This is a genomic window from Okeania sp. SIO3I5 (genome assembly GCF_010672085.1).
GTDB lineage: Bacteria > Cyanobacteriota > Cyanobacteriia > Cyanobacteriales > Microcoleaceae > Trichodesmium.
This window is the reverse complement of sequence record NZ_JAAHHT010000153.1, coordinates 1-22,970: the sequence shown is the minus strand read 5'-3', so window position 1 is coordinate 22,970 and position 22,970 is coordinate 1. Positions and strand designations below refer to the sequence as shown.

At 39.7% G+C, this 22,970-nt stretch carries 11 protein-coding genes; 5 read left to right on the top strand and 6 right to left on the bottom strand.

From position 1 onward, the window contains the following. Positions 1 to 1,219 precede the first annotated feature (1,219 nt). Together F6K40_RS26885 and F6K40_RS26880 are read left to right on the top strand one after the other, a co-directional pair. Positions 1,220 to 3,964, top strand: a complete 2,745-nt coding sequence (locus F6K40_RS26885) for a CHASE2 domain-containing protein (protein ID WP_293140170.1) — start codon at positions 1,220 to 1,222, stop codon at positions 3,962 to 3,964. Between the two features lie 682 nt (positions 3,965 to 4,646). Then, positions 4,647 to 4,802 (top strand): hypothetical protein, encoded by a 156-nt coding sequence (locus F6K40_RS26880; RefSeq protein WP_293140169.1) that lies wholly within the window; start codon positions 4,647 to 4,649, stop codon positions 4,800 to 4,802. Between the two features lie 1,385 nt (positions 4,803 to 6,187). Here F6K40_RS26880 and F6K40_RS26875 read toward each other — a convergent pair. From F6K40_RS26875 to F6K40_RS26865, 3 genes are all read right to left on the bottom strand, one after another. After that, positions 6,188 to 7,213 (bottom strand): DUF928 domain-containing protein, encoded by a 1,026-nt coding sequence (locus F6K40_RS26875; RefSeq protein WP_293140168.1) that lies wholly within the window; start codon positions 7,211 to 7,213, stop codon positions 6,188 to 6,190. Positions 7,214 to 8,174: 961 nt separating this feature from the next. Further along, entirely contained in the window at positions 8,175 to 9,902 is a 1,728-nt protein-coding gene (locus F6K40_RS26870) for a ShlB/FhaC/HecB family hemolysin secretion/activation protein (RefSeq protein ID WP_293140167.1), read from the bottom strand. A gap of 362 nt (positions 9,903 to 10,264) precedes the next feature. Continuing rightward, positions 10,265 to 12,868: a CHAT domain-containing protein gene (locus F6K40_RS26865; protein ID WP_293140166.1), complete on the bottom strand. Its 2,604-nt coding sequence runs from the start codon at positions 12,866 to 12,868 to the stop codon at positions 10,265 to 10,267. 1,886 nt (positions 12,869 to 14,754) lie between these two features. Here F6K40_RS26865 and F6K40_RS26860 point away from each other — a divergent pair. Continuing rightward, positions 14,755 to 14,982, top strand: coding sequence for a hypothetical protein (locus F6K40_RS26860; protein ID WP_293140165.1), 228 nt, complete (start codon positions 14,755 to 14,757; stop codon positions 14,980 to 14,982). Next, positions 14,967 to 16,301, top strand: coding sequence for a spondin domain-containing protein (locus F6K40_RS26855; protein ID WP_293140164.1), 1,335 nt, complete (start codon positions 14,967 to 14,969; stop codon positions 16,299 to 16,301). Before F6K40_RS26860 ends, F6K40_RS26855 begins: the two co-directional genes overlap by 16 nt. Positions 16,302 to 17,637: 1,336 nt before the next feature. On the opposite strand, the gene F6K40_RS26850 is transcribed toward F6K40_RS26855, so the two are convergent. The 3 genes from F6K40_RS26850 to psaC form a co-directional block, all read right to left on the bottom strand. After that, positions 17,638 to 17,805, bottom strand: coding sequence for a hypothetical protein (locus F6K40_RS26850; RefSeq protein WP_293140163.1), 168 nt, complete (start codon positions 17,803 to 17,805; stop codon positions 17,638 to 17,640). Between the two features lie 37 nt (positions 17,806 to 17,842). Then, positions 17,843 to 19,378 (bottom strand): phytoene desaturase family protein, encoded by a 1,536-nt coding sequence (locus F6K40_RS26845; RefSeq protein WP_293140162.1) that lies wholly within the window; start codon positions 19,376 to 19,378, stop codon positions 17,843 to 17,845. A gap of 1,744 nt (positions 19,379 to 21,122) precedes the next feature. Then, the gene (psaC, locus tag F6K40_RS26840) at positions 21,123 to 21,368 is read right to left on the bottom strand and encodes a photosystem I iron-sulfur center protein PsaC (protein ID WP_293140161.1); all 246 of its coding nucleotides are present in this window, start codon (positions 21,366 to 21,368) and stop codon (positions 21,123 to 21,125) included. Between the two features lie 1,150 nt (positions 21,369 to 22,518). Between psaC and F6K40_RS26835 the strand changes: the two genes are divergently transcribed. Continuing rightward, positions 22,519 to 22,970: hypothetical protein (locus F6K40_RS26835; protein WP_293140160.1), on the top strand; the 452-nt coding region annotated here is incomplete at its 3' end.

The following is a 22,970-nucleotide window of genomic DNA, read 5'->3' as shown; positions in this document are numbered from 1 at the left end:
GTAATGAGTAATGAGTAATGAGTAAGGAGTAAGGAGTAAGGAGTAAGGAGTAATATCAAATCCGGTTGAATACAAGAGTGTATTGTTGGGGGAGATGGTCCGATTGTCCGATTTAATAATGAACATACTATATAACCGGATTCTATATAAGGAATGAGCGAGGAGGTAGAAGGAAGAATTTAATTCGTGATTTTTCGGCTCTTGTCAACCCCAAATCCGCTCCTAGCATGAGCAATCTTTAGCAAATTGTACTTTTTCAAGACTATTACAGGCTAAAACCTTTAGGAGTCAATGCTTTAAAATTTAATCAGCCAACCCTCATTAACCAATAACGGCATAATAGTTTGACTCCAGAAAAGAGAAATAGGGAATAGGTATGGAGGGAGAAGTAAGATCAAATTCCCTTGCTTTGGAGCATTATAAGAAACCCGGTTTGTGGGAAGTCAATGGTAGGGACGTTTAGCTAAAGCACAACTCCGTTAACGCTGCGCGACATGTTTGCTCCGCATTCCCTATAAGAAAACGCATTTTTGTTATGCAACGTCCGTACGGCATTTGAGACTTTCCCCGGTTTTTCTGTTTTTTTATACTGATACTACCGGATTTGATTTATCTGCTATAACCGGCGTGAGCAGCGCAGAGAGTTTTCTGTTTGTTATTCACTTTGAGCTTGGTTAATCATAGATTTCATTAGGGAGGTGTGAGAGCAGCCTACTTAATGCTACGCTTAAATACCTATTATATCCTTATTTTATATAGCGTTTCTCAGCAATCGTGAGGTACACCTATCTTTATTTGTTCCTATTTCCTATTCCCTGTTTCCTATTCCCTATTCCCTATTCCCTGTTCCCAGTTAAGTGTTCCCTGTTCCCTAAAACCAAGGAATTTTGTACCTCACGCTTCTTGGGAATTGCTATATCCTTATTCTTTGATTAATATCATGTCCGGATAATCAGTGATAAAAAAACTTTCTCCTCCTTATAGCTTAAAATTCCCTCCTATTCTCTCCTGACTCCTGACTCCTGACTCCTGACTCCTCCATTTTTATTTATAACTATTCAACCGGACATGATATAAGTCAATACTCTACGATATCAGTGTGAACTATAGTGTATACTGGAGTAGAATGTGATTGAAATTTTAGTGCGAGCGATCGCTTAAAATATCATAACCAATTAGTATTGGACAAACCAATAATTGTTAATAATATTTATACTTAATGTGGCCAAAGCTTAGAAAAAATCTAGAAGAATGGCAAGGCGCACTAATCATTGGAATTAGTGTAACTTTGTGTGTTGTTGGAGGTAGTATAACTGGTATCTTTCAGTTATTAGAATGGGCTAGTTTAGATCAATTTTATCGCTTTCGTCCCTCAGAACCAATAGAATCTCGTATTACTATAGTGACTATTGATGAGACCGATCTAACTCGTTTGAACTGGCCTCTTTCTGACAAATTAATGGCAAAGTTAATATTAAACTTGAGAGCTTACAAACCTAAAGCTATTGGTTTGGACATTTACCGAGATATTCCTGTGGAACCAGGACATGAAAAACTCATAGAAGTCTTCGAGTCAACTCCAAATCTAGTGGGAATTGAAAAAGTAGCTGGGGAAAGAATTGCTCCGCCACCTGCTTTAAGTAAACTAAATCAGGTTGGATCTTCCGATATATTACTAGATGCTGATGGTAAAGTACGACGCGCTCTGATTACAGTAGCTAGGGAAGATGTTCTGCGAGAGGGATTAGGGGTGAAGTTGGCCTTGATGTATTTGGAAAAAAAGGGTATTACTTTACAAGTAGTAGATGAAAATCAACTAAGTTATCAACTTGGTAAAGCTATTTTTACTCCTATAACCCCTACTTCAGGGGTTTATGCTGGCCCAGATACTGGTGGTTATCAAATTTTACTTAACTATCGTGGTAAAAGAGAAACTTTTCCTAGTATTTCTATCTCCCGGGTATTAGATGGAGATATTCCTGAAGATTTAATTCGCGATCGCATTATTATGATAGGAACAACAGCAGAAAGTCTCAAAGATGTTTTTTCTACACCTTTTAATAGCAATCTATTACAGAAAACAAATCTGATGCCAGGAATAGTGGTTCATGCTAATATTGCCAGTCAAATTTTGAGTGGTGCTTTGGAAGGTCGTGTTTTGTTGCGAATATTTAATCAATACTGGGAATGCTTATGGATGGGAATGTGGTCATTTACTGGAAGTCTTTTGACTTGGGGGTTATTGCAATTTCCCAAGTTTGGCAATAATGCTTTTTTTGCTGGCACTATTATAGTGATGGGGTTATCAAGTTTTACCTTGGTGGGAACAAGTTATGGAGCGTTTATCATTGGGTGGATTTTACCTGTGTTTACTCCGTGGGTGGGGTTAATGAGTGCAGCCATGATCACAACTAACTACCATAGTTATTGGCAACTTAACAAAACTAATCAGCAATTAGAAGATGCTAATCAGAAACTAGAAGATTATGCTCAAACTCTAGAACAAAAAGTACAAGAGCGAACTCGGGAATTAGAAATTGCCAAACAAGCAGCAGATGCTGCTTCTCAAGCTAAAAGCGAATTTCTAGCTAACATGAATCACGAATTACGAACCCCTCTCAATGGCATTATGGGTTATGCTCAAATTCTCGAACGTTCTCAGACTGTAAATACAGAAGATAAAAACAAAGTCGCAGTTATTCTTCGTTGCGGATCTCATTTGTTGACTTTAATTAATGATGTGCTTGACTTGTCAAAAATTGAAGCTGGGAAAATGGAACTCCATCCTGCATACATCTACTTACCAAATGTGCTGCATAATGTCGTAGAAATGTGCGAGATTAAAGCTCAAATGAAGGGAATTTCTTTTATTTATGAAAAGGATGCTAAATTACCTACTGGTATCAATGCTGATGAAAAACGGTTGCGACAGGTGTTAATTAATCTTTTGGGAAATGCAATTAAGTTTACGGAAAAAGGTGTAGTAACATTCAAGGCGAATCACACTGAAAATGGTAAATTTCGCTTTGAAATTCAGGATACAGGTATTGGTATGACACCTGAACAGAGTCAGCGTCTTTTTCGCGCTTTTGAGCAAGTAGGTTCAAACACGTATAAGTCTAATGTCGAAGGTACTGGGTTAGGATTAGCAATTAGTCAGAGAATTGTACAGTTAATGGGTAGTGAAATTCAGGTAAAGAGTGAATCTGGGGTTGGTAGTGTTTTCTGGTTTGAGATTGATTTCCCATTTACTAATGATGATAGTGTTAACGAGCAAATCAGTAGCGACCAACAAAAACAAGGAGAAATTGTTCGTGTCAAAGGAAAATCACCTAAAATTTTAGTTGTAGACGATCAGTATGATAGTTGCTCTGTAATTGTGAGTTTGTTGAAACCTCTTGGTTTTGAGGTATTTGAAGCAAGTAGTGGTAAAGATGGTTTAGAGAAAATTGAACAGTTTGAACCCAATCTTGTGATTACAGATTTAGTGATGCCTGAGATGGATGGTTTTGAAATGATGCGAAAGGTGAGAGATTCTGAGAAAGGAAAAAATTTGATTGTAATTGCTTCTTCAGCTAATGTTTTTGAATCTGTTCAAAACAGTTTCCTGGAGGCAGGTGGAAATGATTTTCTGCCAAAACCTGTGGAAGTAAGTCAGTTACTTAAGCTACTACAAACACATCTAAATCTAGAATGGGTTTATGAAGAAAGTAGAAAATTACCTGGAATCGAAGCAGAAAAAGAGAACACAAATGAAGAACTGATTTTTCCTCCTCTAACAGAGTTACAAAATTTATATGAATTGGCAATGAAAGGTCATCTTAAAGGAATTGTTAAGCAAGCCAAAATAATTGAGCAACTGGATACTAAATATGTGCCTTTTTCCCAAAATTTGCAGAAACTAGCGGAAGATTTTCGAGATCAAGAAATTATTCAACTAATTTCAGATGCTATGGCAAATTAGTTTTATATCATGTCCGGTATCATCGGTATTGTATAGCAAAGGTAGGGAACATTTAACTGGGAACACTTAACTGGCAGGAATACTTAAGAGCCAGAAAAAAAACTTAAATTTCCTGTAGATATTCACTCTAACTTTTACACTCTCCGATACCAGCGGACATGATATTACAGCGCTTTTCAGTTGAGTAGACCACTAAATTCATTGTTAGGAGTCAGGAGTCAGGAGTCAGGAGTCAAGAGTTAGGAGTTAGGAGTCAGGAGTCAAGAGTTAGGAGTGAAGAGTCAGTATCATTGTGGTTTATTCATCATTAAACCGCTGTAAGGGAATAGGGAGAAGGGAAAAGCGGTGCAACCCGCGTAAAGGAAGCAAGTGGTCATATCATGTCGGGTAGCATCGGAGAGTGTATAGAATTAATATCATGTCCGGTTGAATAGTTATAAATAAGGAAGGAGGAGTCAGGAGGGAAGAGAAGAGAGTTTGAATGTATAAGGAGGAAAAAGTTTTTTGGTCGCGTAAGCGGAAGGTCGTTCTATCACGCTCTGATCCGGACATGATATAAGTCACAATTAGAAAAAAAATATTCTGCTTTCTGCTTTCTGACTTCTTCCTTCTGCCTTTGAAAATTACTGATATCATGTCCGGTAGCATCGGTATTGTATAGCAAAGGTAGGGAACAGGGAACATGGAACAGGGAACAGGGAGGAGGGAGGAGAGAGGAGGGAGGAGGGAGGAGGGAACACTTAACTGGCAGGAATACTTAAGAGTCAGAAAAAAACTTAAATTTCCGGTAAAATTCACCCTTGAGTTTACACCAACGATACCAGCGGACATGATATGATGATCTATCTCATATTAGGAAATGCTTTTTCTACTGTTCCGATACTATGAGTGCTAACAATTGTTAACAATGCACAGCAAGATTAATACCAGGCGTGATAAATGTTTGCTACAAATAGCTAGGGTATTTTTTAGGAGTCAGGAGTCAGGAGTCAGAATTAATGGCTTCAATACTGTTTTTATAGCACTACGCATTACAACGCTTTTCAGTTGAGTAGACCACTAAATTCATTGTTAGGAGTCAGGAGTCAGGAGTTAGGAGTTAGGAGTTAGGAGTTAGGAGTCAGGAGTCAGGAGTTAGGAGTGAAGAGTGAAGAGTAAGTATCATTGTGGTTTATTCATATGAAAACCGCTGTAAGGGTGCGGACATTTCTAAATCCTGTTTGCGCAGCATGACCTAGGAAAAGCCTTTAAAAGTCTGCTGTTCTAAGTTTTGTGTTCCCTGTTCCCTTTTCAAGTAGCGCTATAGGTCCGAAATTCTCTTTTTTGTCAAAGGAGCATCTCCTGTAAAATATGCATGATTGCCCTTACTATTCGTAACATTCTTTTTTCATGCATGGTATAACCTACTGAGGGGGTATCTCCAAAAGTGATAGAAGGATGTTCTACCACGCTTTTAAAAAGATTCCACGCGGAACCTTTAAGTCGCGTTCGAGGCGAAAACCATCATTACCAGTCACAACTTTTTTGCCACCTAAATTGTTGAGGATTTCACCTCCAGCTAACGGTTTTGCGCTTTGTAGACTTCTGAAACATCTACAACGACTTTCTTGTATTCAACAGCTTTATGCTTTCAGCTCATCTCAAACCTATAGTGTACCCAGTTCAACATTTGTCTGACTGATTTACTTCTGACCTTGTCTCTAGATTTGATTGTCATCTGAGAAACTTCATGCATTTGGAAGCAGAATTACATCAAAGTTTTGAAAGCGGAGATCCTCTGAAAGAGGCAGCAAAAATAAAGCTGTTTTGTGGTGCAACTCATCTATCAGGTTTCTAATTTTTGACCCTCTCTTGGTTAGCATTCCCTCTCTAGGTGCGCATTCCGCAAGCGAGCTGTCGTCGTCGCGGGGTCGCACCGCTTGCGACTTGCCTCTTGCAGAGGAGCTTTCCTAGGGAATGCTACCTCTTGCAGAGGAGCTGCGCTTTTTCCTGACGGAATGCTCCTATTCCATGTCGCGCAGCGAAACGCAAACGCTTTTTCCTGACGGAATGCTCTGCTTTCCATGTCGCGCAGCGAAACATTGTCGCGAGGTATGACCGCTTGCGTCTGTCGCCGACGCAGGGTCGCACCGCTGTTACCTGTTCCCTGCTATAGTAACTCAAAACCCACACTATTTAGGTAATTAGTGTGGGTTTTTCAGGTAAAACATGCACCAAAATAATCTACAATTTTTCTACGACAGAATAATCAGCAATCTTTTTCAATCCGACTTGCTCTAGTAGTTCTTTCCATTCTCTATTGAATGTAATATTATTTGGTTGAGCTTTTTTGGCTGATTGCAAAATATTGAGAGTATCATACCAAATTCCTGAATTGGCATAGAAAATAGCCTGCTTAATGGGGTCTGAATTAACCTGACCATCTCTAGAAATCTCAACCCGCTTTACCCAAGCGCTCACACCATAATTATCAGGTTTGAGTGTACCACCGGGTTCAAGAGGTGCAAAAAACCAAACATAGTTTTTGCCAACTTCTAATTCTGGTGCTTCTGGTGGTAGAGTAAAGCTAACAATACCCTCCTGACCAGAAACGTCTAATTTTGTCTGGTAGATGGTATTATAATTTTCATCTTGTAAGCTAAAAAATACTCGCCGTGTAGACATTTCGGGAACATAGACAAAAAATGTTGGACGTGCAGATACAGTTTGTCCATAATTAGTTTCTGGTGTTAATGGTATCAGGATATTAGAATCAGAAATATTATCTCCTGAGTTAATCGGATCTCGAGTTCCTCCACTGCTAGTATGATTAGGACTTGATTCATTAGCAGGCATAAATGTTACATCACCACGGGTACCGCCACCTGTTGAATTGTTCGGAGCAGATTTTCCTGGAGGTGCAAAATTTACGTTCCCACGGGTACCACCACCTTTTGAATGGTTAGGAGCAGATTTTCCTGGAGGTGCAAAATTTACGTTCCCACGAGTACCACCACCTTGCGATCTTTTAGGTGCAGAACCTCCGGCGTTAAATCTTATCTGACCGCGGGTACTACCTAATAATATTCTTTTTGGTGCATCATCATTTGGTGGATTGAAGTTTATATTGCTATTTGAAGGGATTAATAACTGTTGATTTTTGGTTTGGGATTGGCTATAAGCCGGATAACCTATGCCCCCTCCAATAACTATTGCAATAATAACACTCTTTATTGTGATTTGAGATAGAAGCCTCTGTGATTCATTCATGACAAATAATTAGTATTTCATAGTTCTATAATATCAAAAAAAATATAACTATACAAAAATATTAAAGTTTTATACGGCAATCCTAAATTGGTTCTGACAATTGTTCTAATAATTAGTTAGAGCTGAAAACCTGGAAAATTCTGACTATTGTACGGATGAATGGTTATTCACTACTACAATCAAAGTATTACCACTTAAATAGGATTACTGTATCTAGGTTCAAAATCAGGCAAAAATCAGTAAAAACTACTATATTTATCAGTAATAATTATTTTTATAAGTAATAATTATTATGTATTCCTGAAAACAATACTTTATTATTGCTATGCTCGGCAGGTACTATATAATTGACTGAAGGTATTAGTGGTTTTCGCTGGTACTCTACTAATAATTTAATCATAGTTTTAAATTCATACCAATTACTTCAAAAATATTACAAATACTTGGTCATATCATGTTCCGGTAAGAGTGTGATAAAAAATAGGAGACAAGAGACAGGAGACAGGAGACAGGAGACAAGAGACAGGAGACAGGAGACAATCATAGTGGTCAATAGGAGTAAATAATTGAGTATTTATATTTCATTTCCTGATAATCTGACTTCTGAGAAAGGTCAATGAATAGGAGCTATATAGTATAAATACTTACCAAGCCACCGTTTTTGATACTACTTTTAATGTTACAAATTGACGTGCGGAATGTGGGCTAAAACCATTGATATATAAAGACTTTAGCCTTTTTTTTTGAAAAAGTGCGCCTGTTTCAGTCTAAAACGCTCAAAAAGTTAGTATTAACAACAAGAGTTGGGCACAAAAATCTTGAGACAATTCTTACTCCTACCTCCTCGCTCCCATACCATTTCTCCAGTCTTTAGTCTCCAGTCTCGAGTCTCCTACCCCTACTAAAAAACTTTTTCAGCAAACCCTAATTATTCGGGTAAAAAGTTAACTTAATACCTTCTTTAATCAAATGGTCTAACTTCAATAGAAAAATAAAACCCTTCTTCTTGTAAAGTTCTTTCTCTAGAGTCAACATCAGTTAGAGGAATTCCCCAATCCAATCTAGCTTTAATTAATTCTCCATATTGCCAACGTAAACCCAACCCTACTGAAAACAAAGTTTCTGAATCTAGTCCTAACTCTTCATTATTATTCCAGGCTCTACCAAAATCTAGAAAAGGTGTTAATTGTAATATACCCTCCCCATTTCCAGTACGAAGGATAGTATAACGTAATTCTGCTGAGGCAAATACCGCATTATCACGGAGAAGCTCATCTTGACGATAACCTCTTACTGTTTCAAACCCCCCTAAACCTACTTGTTCTAGAGGAACTAATTCTTCTGAGGAAAACTGAAGATCGCTACGCAATAATAACTCCAAATTTTGTCCTAGTAAGCGGAACCACTGGGCCTGGCCACGCCAAGCAAAATAGTCGCTATCTGGTCTATCCTCATTTGTATCTTCATTGATTGTAGAATTTAATTGGTCTAGTCCAATACTAAATTGCGATCGCGCAGCAAATACTTGTTTGGCCCCTCGCTTCGTATATTCCTGAAACAAACGAATAATCGAAAGCCTAGTTTCACCATCGTCATCAGCACCCCTGGACAAAGGAAAATCGATCCCTAAGATTGATGTATCACTTTCACGGCGGGCCAAAGTAACCCCCAGGGTCAACTCTTCAGAAGGGGTTAAGATCACAGGTTGACGATATCGCAGCTCGTAGGTACGACTATTAGCTTCAATGTCAAGTTCGTCAAAAGGGCGTTCAACTACTTCACTGTCGCTAGTATTGAAGTATAAACTCAGGGAACCATTGCGAGCATTAATAGGAAGTGTATATATTACATCAACAATATCACTACCGTCTGTATTACTGTAAACAGCACTTAAAGTATCTCCTTTTCCTAGTAAATTGGCCTCTGTGACTCCTACCCCTCTCTCAAAAGTACCAACGGTAGGAGAACGACTATTATTGGCAAAAACTTCTGCACTAAAAGTATTGGCAGTTTCAAAACTGATCTTTAATAAACTTAGTCCGGGACGGGAACCCAAGGATAGTTCTGCTGAAACAGTCTGAATGAGAGGATCGAGTTGCAGGAGTTGTAATGCTTCTAGCAATTTTTCCTGATTAAGGGGTTTTTTTGTGGCTCGTTTGATACGAGAGCGGACATAGTTAAGACTGAGACGTCCTGAACCAGTTACAGTAATTTCTTCAATTTCCCCTTCTACAATTTCGATCTTGATAATACCTGACTGGAATTCTTGAGGTGGAATTAAAGCACCTGATGTAATGTAGCTATTTTCAATATAGTAGTTTGTAATTGCAGAGCGGACTGCAAGTAATTCTGTAAAACTAATAGGACGATTTCTGAATGATTCTACAACCTGACTGAGTTCTGCATCAGTGAAAGCAGTATTGCCTTCAAATACAAACTGTTTGACTATTATTGTTTCTGAACTTGGTGGTAAGTTTTCTTCTCTCGAAGGAGGAAGTAGAGGAGAAGGAAGCAATTGTTCTGGAGGAGGTAAGGGTTTGGGTTGAGAAGGTTCTTGTTGTGGTGAAGTACGGGGAAGTCCTTCAGGCAAAGAAGATTGAGCTTTGACTACGGGTATAAAGATAAGCATCAAAGCAACTTTCAGACCAATAGTTAAAACATACAGAGGTAATTTGTGGGTGTTCAGCATTCTGATATTAATGTGAAATAATTTCCTGGGGGTTGGTAAAGCACGTGTATGATATTAATCTTAATTACTTAGGAGTCAGGAGTCAGGAGTCAGGAGGGAAGAAAGAAGGACAAAGTTTTTTGGTTGCGTAAAGCTCACGGAGTTCTCTTGCGCTCTTATCCCAACATGATATCATACCTCAAATTACTAACGGTATTTCCTGAAATTACTGGTAACTGATATAGCAGTTGAAGCAAAGATTAGGACAGTTATAAACCCTGTTTGCGGAGCATTTCCCTATAAGAAAAACCTTTTGATATTCTACTGTTCCCTGTTCCCTGTTCCCTATTCCCTATTCCCTAGCGCTATAAGTGATAACTGTATTATAGCCAATTACCTACTAGAACAAAAGGTGCCCAAAAGTAAGGATGACTGTATTGTGGATTTTTTATTAAAGCTATTTGAGCTTGGCGAATTGCTTCTGCTTTGGTGAAATTGGTTTCAGATTTAGTAGTTAGCACCCGGTAAAAATTTATCATAAATTCAGCCGTAGATAAATCGTCAACAGACCACAATGTTGCTAGGGTACTGCGGGCACCTGAACGCAAAGCTAGTCCCGCTAAACCTAATCCAGCTCTATCATCTCCAGCAGCAGTTTGACAAGCACTAAGTATTAGCAATTCTATTGAGTCTCGATTTTGCTCTTGTAATAGTTCAGCAAATTCTTTAACCTGAATGCGAGTATCCCAAGTTAAAAGAAATGTTTCTTCTGGATCAGAACTAAACTGCCCATGAGTTGCCAAATGAACTACCCGAAATGGATTTTTTTCTATTTTCTCTTGGAAAGCTACTTCAGTAAATTCCTCATTCAAGAGAATAGTTTTTGAGTCTACTTTTTTGGCAATTTCCTCAATTTCAATTCCTACTCCTGGTAGAGGGGTAAAACCTTGACGCGCTTCGGTAAGACCCGACATTAAAACTTCAAGTTTTCCTCTTTGGAGACCTTCTGGAAATAGTTGCAACCCTTGACTCAGAGCAATGCCATATTTTTCAATCAGATACTGTTCACCATCGTATAGACTAGCCATTGGTATATTTCTTAGGAAGCCATCAAGCACAAATACTAGGGTCTGAATATTATTAGCTGCTAAATCTGCTTCTGCTGGTTGAATTAGCCAATTGTATACCTCTTCAGCAAGTTTGAGTCTTTCTGTTTGGGAAAATCCTACATAAAAAGCAGAGTACAATTGTTCAAGATTGCTTCGAATTTCTGCTTGCGGTAGTGGAGTAGAGTAATGACTCAAGGGACGATCGGGTAGGGAAAGAATTACTTCCAGGCGATCGCTCAAAATAATCGGATATATGACTGCTGACTGGGAATCTATCTGATCTAGTTGTACGGGTTTTGTTTCCAAACAAGCTTCTTGAAAAAAGTTATCTAACTCAGCTAATTGCAGAGCTTCAATTGCTTTGAGAGCTTTACTGATATTTTCTTGGCTAGTATTTTTATCCACCTTCGATGCCAAGGTAGGGACGTTGCATCCAACTTCCTTACAAGTAATCGGAGAAACCTGGTAAATTGGTTTTTCTGCTCTACTTCCTACTTTCAATTCCCTGTTTTCTGCCTCATTTTCTATTGTTATGGTGGGAGCATTTTGCAGAAGTAAACCAATATATTCCCGATACACAGGTTCAATACTTTCTCGGAAGTCAAGTTGTATCTCTTGGTTAACCGCTACAATATCACTTCGCAATAATTGAAGGGCATTATATGCGTTTTCGTAAGCTTGGATTGCTTCTTGGGTTTTGCCCTCTTGCTGGAAAATGCGACCTAATTGCCAAGATGTACTAACAATTAAATCCTGTGTATCAATGTTTTGACTAATTTTCAGTGCTTCTTGAGTTAATTTTTCACTTTCAGGCCACTGTTGATTTTGCTCGTAAAGATGCCCAAGTTGATTGAGTGCATAAGCTGTTGCTCGTAAGTCTGGCAATTTCTTGGCTTCCACTACTGTTGTTGCTAGGAGGGTAGCAATCTCATCTGTACTGGCAATTTCAATTGTGGCATCTGGGTCAATTTGCATCAGAGTTTCAGCTAAATTGATTTTGGCATAAATTGTATCTCGACTAGAGGGTGTAGTTTCTAGCAGAGATATAATTTTTGGCAGAATGTTTACTGCCATTTCCCATTGTTTTTCCTCTACAACAAGTCTAAATTCATTAAGTAAAGCTTGTAGTTGAACATAAGAATTTTCTGTATTTACTGCTAAATTTGCTGCTTCTTGATAATATTGTAGGGCAACATCAGGTAGTTGTAAGTTACGGGCTAAATTACCAATACTAAAAAGGGCAGCACTGGTAATTCCCGGAGAGTCAAGTTGTTCGGCAACTGCCCAACTTTGCTCTAAAATTTCTTTGGATTTAATTATGTCTCCCATTAACTGTAGCGTTACCCCTAAACTACGTAACCCATTAGCTTTGAGCTGAGAATTTGGCATTTCTTGTAGTTGTTGGTTGACTGCTTCTAAGATTTCTTTGGAGCGTGGATACTGCCCTAAAGTTTGTAAAGCTTGAGCTTGATTAATTTGACTACCTAATTTTCCTTGTAGATTTTCTGCTCTAGTATAAGCTTTTTCTGCTTGTTGCCATGTTTCTAGAGCTGCTTGGGTATGTCCGATTGATAGTTGGAGATTACCTTGAGTATTTAATGCTTGAGCTAAAACTGCTGTTCCTTGGCGATCGAGTATATTGTATTTGCCTAATATTTCTAGACTCGAGGCGATCGCTTTTTTCGCTGCTTGCCATTTTCCCAAAGCTTGATAAGCTGTAGAAATATAGTTTAAGGTTTGAGCTTGACTAATAAATTGTTGTTGTTTTGCATGGTCTTGAGCTACCTCTTGCCAAAGATTAATTGCTTCTAAAAATTGGCCTTGTTGATAAAGTTCCCGGCCTTTTTGTTCTATTTGTTGTATAGGTTTTTGGGCCAAAGCAGTCGAGGTATAGTGATTGAATGCTGGCAGAATAATTGTGACTAATAGAAAGGTTAATAGCCCTAATATTAGATTACTCAGAAAGATAGAATATCGAAAACGGATAAATTTCAGCATATCAGCATAAAATTTTGTTTATTATTTATTATTTATTATTTATTATAAGCGATTATCAATAGACCTCTCCAGAAAAGAGGGAACACTTAACTGGGAATGCTTCACAGGGAACAGGGAAGAATAATTGAGGATTTATGGAATAGACATCTCCAGAAAAGAGGGAACAGGGAACACTTCACAGGGAACGCTTAACTGGGGTAACCCACCCCTAACCCCTCCCAGGAGGTGAATAATTGAGGATTTATGGATAAGAATTGACTTTACTTTTTACTTTTGGAGATGTCTAATAGTTAATTTTTATTAACTTAGGGTATCCATACTATATTGTAAAGGTCTATATTTAAAAGAAGTTAATTTTTTAGGAGAGTCTCCGTATGGGTAGACCACTGTAGGGATCTTTCATGGAAAATACCTAAAAGGTTGTGATTGTGATCTGAGGTTATTTATTAGAAAAGTGGCATAATAAAAAAACGGTTACCATAACCGAAAAATTTCGGTATAAAACTTTATTTATTAGAAGTAATTATTAATAATTTATTTTTCTTAATTTAGGGTATCCATACAATAATTATAAAGAAAAATTTCATGCATAAGTTAAATTTCCAGCAAAGTTTTTATATGGGTAGACAACTTTTGAGAAGTTGTATGAAAAGTCCCTACAAGGTTTTGATTTTGACCAGAGGTCATGTATTAGCAAAACCGCTATAACAAAAAAATGGTTACCATATATAGTATTACTTTTGGTAATTTGTTTATTTTCATAAATCCTGACAATTAATTGGTTTATACCAATTATGGTTGGGAATAACTGCTATTAATTCTACTCTAGCATTTATATTTAATCCAACCTGTAGACTCAATTAACTGATTTTGATATTTGGGTAAGACTTCATTCATGGGTGACAATTTGATTGGCTCAAAATGTTGGCTGTTTTGAAACTGCATAATTTTCTAAATCTTGCCACAGAGTTTGACTCCGTAATATTTGCATTGGAGAAATAGGTATACCGCCACAACCAATATAGGTAGTTCAATACAATATAATCCTGCTATTCTATTGTTGTCGGCAATGCAGAAAGTTCAACATTTAGGGACGTTAAGCGATCGCCCTCCCTACTCTACTAGGTTTGATGTCAGTGGGCACCGAGTAGAATTTACCTAGAGACTATGAATACTTTTTGGTTTTACTCCGATATTTAGAGTAAGTATACTTAGAAATCGAGAACATAACAGTTCTAGGTCAATTTGTAGCTTGACTTATGGCAAATACAAATATTTTTTAACAACAGGACTTACGCAGAACCACTATATCTAGTAGGGGCGATTTCCTGCTCCATGGGGAGCAAACGCGAATCGCCCCTACAGATGGTGTATGAATTGATATGCGTGCGTAAGTCCTGAACAAATCAAAAATATTTTTATCTTACAGTAGTTTTCAGGTCAATGAACCACATAAAAAAAAATAATAATTCTGTAGTAGAGACGTTGCTTGAGCATTAATGCGTTTTCTTATAGGGAATGCTCCTATTCCATGTCGCGCTCGCTTGTAGGGGCGAATGCCATTCGCCCTTAGATGTCCGCTCAAGCGCGGAAAACGTCCCTACTTTGTGGTCTATTAATTATGAAAAGCGCTGTATACCATTTCTGAATAGTAATGCTATATTTGATTGCTATCTTCCCCTCGCCCCATATTCCCCATTCCCCTCCTCGGAGCAGTAGGGGTGGATACCCATCTCCCCATCACTAGGATATATAGCTTGCCGTGAATGAAATCAGGTATTATTTGGCCCGATTTTGATGCTTATCTTGCATTCAGCAACACCAAATATTTTTATCGTATGGAGATTGACTTAGACCAACTTCGATCGGTTATAGATTTAATCAATACCCTAACAAATCCATACAATTTGTTTTTTCTGAATAAGGTTTATGCTAGAATTGGATGCGTTAATGAACTAATTACAAAGGAAATAATTTTATGGTCCGAAGAATAGTTACAGTCACTATTGAAAATACAGCTCCAGAAGATGGTGCATTTTTCTCTACAACTTGGGCTGCTTTTCAAAACGGCAACTTTGATATTTTTGACGCAGGTGACGACGCATCTGGGACTTTTCTAGAAGGGTTAGCGGAAGATGCTAACTTGGATGGTATAAATACTGCTTTTGCTAATAGTAATGCTGGTGTTCAACAGACAATTCCTGGCCCATCAGACCCGTTGAACGATTTTGATTCAGGGGACACTGTTTCTGTAGATTTTATTGTGGACTCAGATAGCTATCGCTATTTCAGCTATGCGGCAATGATCCTTCCTAGTAATGATGCATTTATTGCTAATGGAGATCCTCTTGCATGGGAGATTTTTGATGAAAATGGTAATTTCGTTGCAACTGATATCACTGTTACTGGAGATCGAGTCTGGGATGCAGGAACGGAATTAAATGATGAAATTCCTGAAAATACAGCAGCACTAGATCAGGCAGCACCCAATACTGGTGTAGATGAAGATGAAACAGTTCGACTACACCCTGGTTTTATTGGTAGTGTCCGTGAAGGTAGTGCTGAAGTAGGAAATATTTTAGACGCACGCTCTGCTGCTGATTTTACAACAGAGAATGATGGGGAAGGTTATGAAATAGCCAGTTTCTCCTTTTCTGTTACTAATGAATTTCTGGGCATGGGAGAAGCAGATGGCATCAATGGTACTGATGATGCAGATACTCTCAAAGGTCTAGGGGGTGATGATACTCTCAATGGACTAGGTGGCAATGACAGGATAATAGGTGGTTTGGATAATGACCTGCTCCGAGGTGGTGATGGTGACGATACTTTGGAAGGTCGTACAGGGTTTGATCGGATGCTTGGTGGTAGTGGTAATGATATATTGCTCGGCGGTCAAGGTCGCGATCGCATGAATGGCGGTGCTGGCGACGATACTTTAACTGGTGGTGGTAATACTGACTTCTTCATCTTTAACACTAATGACACATTTGATACTGATGATGTTGGAGTAGATACAATTACTGATTTTGATACAGCGCAAGACTTTATTATTCTCGATAAAACTACTTTCGCTGCTCTTGCAAGTAACCCAAGTGACAGAGATAACCCAGGATTTAGTGTTTCAACTGAATTTGCTGTGGTTGGTTCAGATGCAGATGCAGATGAATCAGGAGCTTTCATTGTTCACAGTACAGAAAGTGGCAATTTGTACTATAACCCAGATGGTACTACGGCAGGTTTTGGTAACGGTGGTGAGTTTGCTAATGTAACTCCTGAATTAGCTGCTGAAAACTTTATTCTGCGAGCTTAATACTGCTTGAGTAAAAGTTAGGCATTTGTTGGGGGTGGGTTTAGGTAGAAGCAACAACAAGCTCAACCTCTAACCCCCAACCCCTAGCTCTAATATGAAATCCGGTTTATTGGGGGTAAAATTATTGACGCCTTCTTGGTACTGAAGAAACCGGATTATACCATTTCTCATGCATGAATGCTATACCTGATCGGGTGGGGAAGTGTGGGAAGTTGGTTCGTGTGGGAAGTCTGGGAGGAGGGGGGAGAGGTACGGACGTTTTGCTGACGCTTTCGCTCCGCTAACACTGCGTGACATGTTTGCGGAGCATTCCCTATAAGAAAACGCATTTTTGTTATGCAACGTCCGTACTGCAAGGTCTGTACGAATAATAACTACTAACCTGCCTTAAATCCTCAAAAAAAGACTTTAAATCTTAGTAACTATTGAAATGTTGAAGTAGAGCTGAAGTATCGCATTAATGCATGGGAATTGGTATTATTTAACTTTCCTGGCGGGAAGTCCCGCGCTCTCCATCCCCCCTAACCCCCCGTGCATAGGGGGGAGGGGGAGCGTCGGGATGAAAGCCTGGGCCCGGATTCGGATACTTTCATAAGCTCAACGTTCATAGGCCCAAGACACAAGCTAGGAGCATTTTGTTATTATCAATGTCAACACAGGGGGAGGACATCACCTCTGTCATGCGCAGCGGTCAGGGTTTCCCAGACCCTCAGAATCCCGCGTTGTCCATCCCCCCTAACCCCCCTTTGAAAGGGGGGAATAGAAGGGCAACGTCGGGAGTATGTCAAGAGTAAGGCGTCATGTAAAAATAAGTTGTACAAATTTTATCTGAAATAGATTGTGAAATCTAGCTTCCATCAAAAAAATGTTCAGGTTATTCTTACACGGATCCTAAAGTAATATCATGTCCGGATAAGAGCGTGATAAAAAAACTTTCTCCTCCTTATAGCTTTAGATTCCCCCCTCTTCCCTCCTGACTCCTGTAGGGGCGATTCGCTTGCTCGCCCCTACAACTACTGACTCCTCCATTTTTATTTACAGCGGTTTTCATTTCAGTAAACCACAGTAGGGACGTTCCATGGAACGTCCCTACTAGGTTTGAAATGTGAATATGTGGTTCATCAATCTGAAAAGTGCTGTATAACTAATTATTGCTCTGCTGATTAAATCTAAAAGTATCTACAGATAAAGGTTTGAGCCATTTTACAGCGCTTTTCAGTTGAGTAGACCACTAAATTCATTGTTAGGAGTCAGGAGTCAGGAGTCAGGAGTCAGGAGTTAGGAGTTAGGAGTCAGGAGTCAAGAGTTAGGAGTGAAGAGTAAGTATCATTGTGGTTTATTCATATGAAAACCGCTGTAAGTCGTGAAAAAGTAGCAGCTTTTCGGTTAAAAGAGCTGCATAAAGTGAGGACTTTGGGATAACGCGAGGCAGAAAAATCAAGGAAAAATTATTTCTCCTACTTCCCACACGAACCACACGAACCACACCTCCCACCCTCCCCACACTTTGCTTTTTTCAGCACACCCTAATTACCCGAACTTCATACCACTAATCTTTCCAACATCTCCTTATGCTTCCACACAGGAGCAAGAGTATTCGCAGCTATCATCCCACTAACTGCCACTGCAGGCAAACCAATACCAGGAAAAGTAGAATCACCACAACATAACAACCCTGGTAATGGCGTATTTGGTCCAGGAAACAACCCTTCTCCAGCACGAATTGCCGGACCATAAGACCCCCGATGACGGCGCAGAAAGCGTTCGTGAGTTAGGGGAGTCCCCACCAATGTCACCTCACAACGGGAACGTACATCAGGTATTATTTGCTCTAACCCTTGCCACATAATCTCAGCTCTTTGTTGTTTTGCCCAAGCATATTCCTGACTCTTTCTATCCATACCTTCCCATAATTGATATGGTTCGTTTCCTGGAGTATAAACATGAATAACGTGCTTTCCTGGGGGTGCAACAGTAGAGTCGATTAACGATGGAATAGATACTAATACAACATTTTGGGGTGCATCTATTCCATCCCAATTATTAACAACAATGTGATGACACGCCAGATCGGGTTTAATATCTGTGGCATCAATACCTAAATGTAAGTGCATAAAACTGTTACATTCTGGTGTTGCTTGTCGTTCTTCCCGAAAAGATTTTGGTATTGTACCCTCTGGCAGTAATTTCAAAGTATCCCAGACAGAAGCATTTGAAATTACTGCCTGCTTTGCCCGAATTTCTTTGCCATTCCGTAACAATACGCCAACAGCACGCCCACCTTTAACAACTACCTCTTGCACATGAGCATTCAACATCAATTGACCACCGTGACGTTGTAACCCCCGCACTAAAGCATCAACTATTGCTCCACTTCCACCAATAGGATAGTCAAGTACAACTCCCGGTCGGTACCATTCTGCAAACATAAATGCAACTTCGGCAGCACTGGTACCATTTGCTGGCAAACCTGAAAGCAAGAAGCAAAGTAGATCGAGCCAATTTCGGATAAAAGGATCTGTGACAACCCCCTCAATAACTTGGGAAAACGCTCCTGTCAACTGACCAACATTAAAAATATGTTTTGCCATAGCAGGTAAAAATTGCCCCATTGTCATTATTGCTCCTAAGTCAAAACGGACAGAAGCAGGAGGAATAGCGATCGCTGCTTCTGCTAGTGGCGCCATAACTTTTTGGAGTTGACGCCATTCTGCTACAGCACGTTCACCTCTCAACCTTTGGATAACATCACAAAATTGGTCTGCACCCACTGATGTATCAAATTTGCCCTCTGGCAAACAACAACCCCAAGTGTCATAAGTCACGCAGGGTACTTTCTCGCCGATAGCATCCAAAACTTGTGCTAGTGGGTTAGTAGAGGGGCGATAGGAAAGACCAGAATGTAAAGATGGTCCAGAATCAAACTTAAACCCCTGATATTCAAAACTATGAGCAGCACCTCCAGCAATAGAATGACTTTCGCAAACTATGACATTAATACCATAGTGTGCTAATAAAGCGGCACAACTTAAACCACCGATCCCACTACCAATTACAATTACATCTGTTTGAGACATATTATTTGGTGAATAGTTAATTTAGCAATTAGATTTTAATCCCACATTCCGCACTTCAATCATTCCGCACTTCAATTTGTCACATAAAAATTAGTATAAAATCCCTAGCTTTCTTAGATATTTATAGTATGCAAATTATCTCAATTACTTTTTTCGTTCATCAATTACACCGATGCTACCAGATTTGATATAAAGTGTAGCGATCGCTCTCCATCAATTTTATTTCTAGCCAAATTATTCCGACATTATGGCAACGGTTATAACTATAGTTATCAAAGATTATGGAGATAACTATAAAACTCGGAATACACAGGCGATTATATAATATGTTTCACCGCACAATTTAGCAGCAGTAAAAAAGTTACAAGGATTTAGTGCTGGTATAGTTGAAATTGAAAATATCGGTGAGAATTTTCTTGTGAGTTGTGCTGGTTGAGATTATTATTTCCGATATCTGGGAGCCTAAATTTGAGAGAGCAAGTTCTATTTCCTCACTGGGTAAGTGATTTTTTTCTTTGATTTTTTTCTTTGATTCTTTTGCTTGCCATCTTTATTCCCTTCTGCTCAACTTACATAATTGTAAATTTTCTCACTTATAGCAATCGAAGCAAGGATTAGGACGTTTATAAATCCTGAAACCCTTTGACAGTTTACTATTCCCTCTCTTGGTGCGCGTTCCCTCTCTTGGTCAGCATTCCGCAAGCGAGCTGTCGGCGGCGCGGGGTCTGACCGCTTGCGCCTATCGGCGACGCGGGGTCGCACCGCTATTCCCTGTTCCCTATTCACGCTTCGCGTAGCGCTATACCTACTTAGATTTTGGGCAGATTATAGTTACTAAATAAGCAAGAAAAATATTCCTAGACAAGTGTTTTAATTAAGTGTTACCTTAACGGGGTGAACTACAACACCACGCCAGTTGCTTTAAGTCGGGAGACCCGCCCAACGCACTGGCTCCTCTATCCCATTGCTAAAAGCGTTTGGGACTACTTTTCTTATCGGTATTTAAACGAACATTGACATGACTCATTGTATTTGACACCAGATTATTTTTTTTAATAATAGTACGTTCTACTAACTGTATTATCCCTCCTGTAAAAATTTAACGAGCTGTTCTGCAATCCTTTCTGAGTCTAAGATATTTTTAGTTGTTTTCCTATGTTTTTCTATAAAATTAATAAAACTTTACAATACTAAAAAATAGAGGGAATTAATCATTTTCCCTCTACAAAATTTTTAGTTCTTATGGACTTTGTTCCATGAAAGTGCTAGAAGCATTATAAAATAAGCGTTTCTCAAGAAAAATTATTAATGAGAAAGTATTTCCCTGTAAGGGTTTCAGGATATTAGTGCAACAAAGCCGTTCTTATGCCTAAAATTTTCCCACCTTCTATTGACATACTCCCGACCTTCCCCTTCTATTCCCCCCTTTCAAAGGGGGGTTAGGGGGGATGGACAACGCGGGATTCTTCAGCCTGGGAAACCCTGGCCGCTGTTTTGACAGAGGTGATGTCCTCCCCCTGTGTTCGTTGATCTTAGACCAACTATAAGTATCATCATAAAATACCTCCTGCGTGGTCTCGGGTAGCGGAACATTTTATTTGTGGAGACGTCTAAGCCTTAGCCCTGGCTTTCATCCGGACGCTCCCCTAATAGCTGCCGCACTTGCTCCGCCAACGGGAGAGCGCCGGACTTCCTGCCAGGGAAGTTAAATCTCAAACCCAAAACCAATAGAGGGAAGTTAGTATTAGTAAGCAAGACCCATACTGCGAGTAGTTTCAGCACCCAGATAAACCCGGACACTCAAAAAGTCAGTAGGGCAAGCAGTCTCACAACGCTTACAACCAATACAATCTTCAGTACGAGGGGATGAAGCAATTTGGCCAGCCTTACAACCATCCCAAGGTACCATTTCTAGAACGTCTAATGGACAAGCACGAACGCATTGAGTACAACCAATGCAAGTATCATAAATTTTTACTGAATGAGCCATAAATTAAATTCTCCCAAAAAATTTATTCTGCCGTATCTATTCAAAGGCATATAGAACAGTAGGCTTTAGATATGAATTCTTTGACTTAGTTTACCCTACTGTTTCTCACCATTGATAAACATTGTTGAAAAAATTAAAATATCTTAACGATTTGCTGAAATATTAAACTAAGTCATTTCCCTGTTACCGTTTAACTTTCCTGGCGGGAAGTCCCGCGCTCTCCATCCCCCCTAACCCCCCGTGCATAGGGGGGAGGGGGAGCGTCGGGATGAAAGCCAGGGCCATGATTTGGATACCTTCATAAGCTAAACGTTTATATGCCCTTGACACTTTTAGGAGCATTTTGTTATTGTCAAAGTCAAAACAGGGGGAGGACATCACCTCTGTCATGCGCAGCGGTCAGGGTTTCCCAGACTGAAGAATCCCGCGTTGTCCATCCCCCCTAACCCCCCTTTGAAAGCTATGCTTTATAAACATCTTTCTTAACATAAAACTTGACAATATAGACAAGTTATGTTTTAGTCTTGAATCGGCTTTTTCAGGAGAAAAGTGTATTTAAAAATACACTTTTTTATCAATGTAGACAGGATTCTTCCTCCCCGTCCTCCCCATCCTCCCCATCCTCCCCATCCTCTCCACAAGGGTTTCAGGAGTTCCTTATAAGGGATAGCTTTGAAAGGGGGGAATAGAAGGGCAACGTCGGGAGTATGTCAACAGCTTTTAGCTATAGCGCTATGCATTAAGTCAGAAGTCAGAACTTAGAAGTTATGTCTGACTAAGTTTCAAAATTTAGTAATGTCCGTGCCCTTTGGTTCGATTTCTAGAGAACCCATTTGGGATCTATTTAAAGATGCGGGGATGGGGGATAGGGAGATGGCGAGATGGAGGAGATGGGGGCATTTTTCTACCTTTTTCCCCTATCCTATTTCTGTGACTCCTTACTTCTGAGGAGATCAGACTGACTCCTTTGCCAAAAATAAGCACTTTTGCTCATATTCCAAATGGCTTCTATAGAAGCCATTTGGTATCTATTTAACAAGTTACAAAACGGCTTTTCTGAAGCCTTTGTATTTCAAGATTAAAGATACGCTTAGGGATTCTATATAACCCAACCCACCCCCAACACCTCCGAGGAGGCAGGGTCAATTTATTGTCACGCCTAGAAAAAAGTAGGAGAGGGTGGGAAGTGTGGGAGGTGTGGGAAGTGTGGGAGGTGTGGGGAGTGTGGGAGGTGTGGGGAGTGTGGGAGGTGTGGGGAGTGTGGGAGGTGTGGGGAGTGTGGGAGGTGTGGGAAGTGTGGGAGGTATGGGCAGTGTGGCAGAAAAATCCGCTTTTATTCATGCAACTTCCGTATACCCATCCTCACCATCCTCCCTATCTTATCTTCCCCATCCTCCCCATCCTCCCTATCTTATCTTCCCCATCCTCCCCATCCTCCCCATCCTCCCTATCCTCCCTATCTTATCTTCCCCATCCTCCCCATCCTCCCTATCTTATCCTCCCTATCTTATCCTCCCCATCCTCCCCATCCTCCCTATCTTATCCTCCCCATCCTCCCCATCCTCCCCATCCCCCCCCTCCTCCCCATCCTCCCCACATATC

Coding starts and splice junctions, on each gene's coding strand:
- F6K40_RS26855 (WP_293140164.1), top strand. CDS start 14,967: ATGGTCCGAAGAATAGTTACAGTCACTATTGAAAATACAGCTCCAGAA.
- F6K40_RS26870 (WP_293140167.1), bottom strand. CDS start 9,902: ATGCTGAACACCCACAAATTACCTCTGTATGTTTTAACTATTGGTCTG.
- psaC (WP_293140161.1), bottom strand. CDS start 21,368: ATGGCTCATTCAGTAAAAATTTATGATACTTGCATTGGTTGTACTCAA.
- F6K40_RS26860 (WP_293140165.1), top strand. CDS start 14,755: ATGAAATCAGGTATTATTTGGCCCGATTTTGATGCTTATCTTGCATTC.
- F6K40_RS26845 (WP_293140162.1), bottom strand. CDS start 19,378: ATGTCTCAAACAGATGTAATTGTAATTGGTAGTGGGATCGGTGGTTTA.
- F6K40_RS26875 (WP_293140168.1), bottom strand. CDS start 7,213: ATGAATGAATCACAGAGGCTTCTATCTCAAATCACAATAAAGAGTGTT.
- F6K40_RS26880 (WP_293140169.1), top strand. CDS start 4,647: ATGGAACAGGGAACAGGGAGGAGGGAGGAGAGAGGAGGGAGGAGGGAG.
- F6K40_RS26885 (WP_293140170.1), top strand. CDS start 1,220: ATGTGGCCAAAGCTTAGAAAAAATCTAGAAGAATGGCAAGGCGCACTA.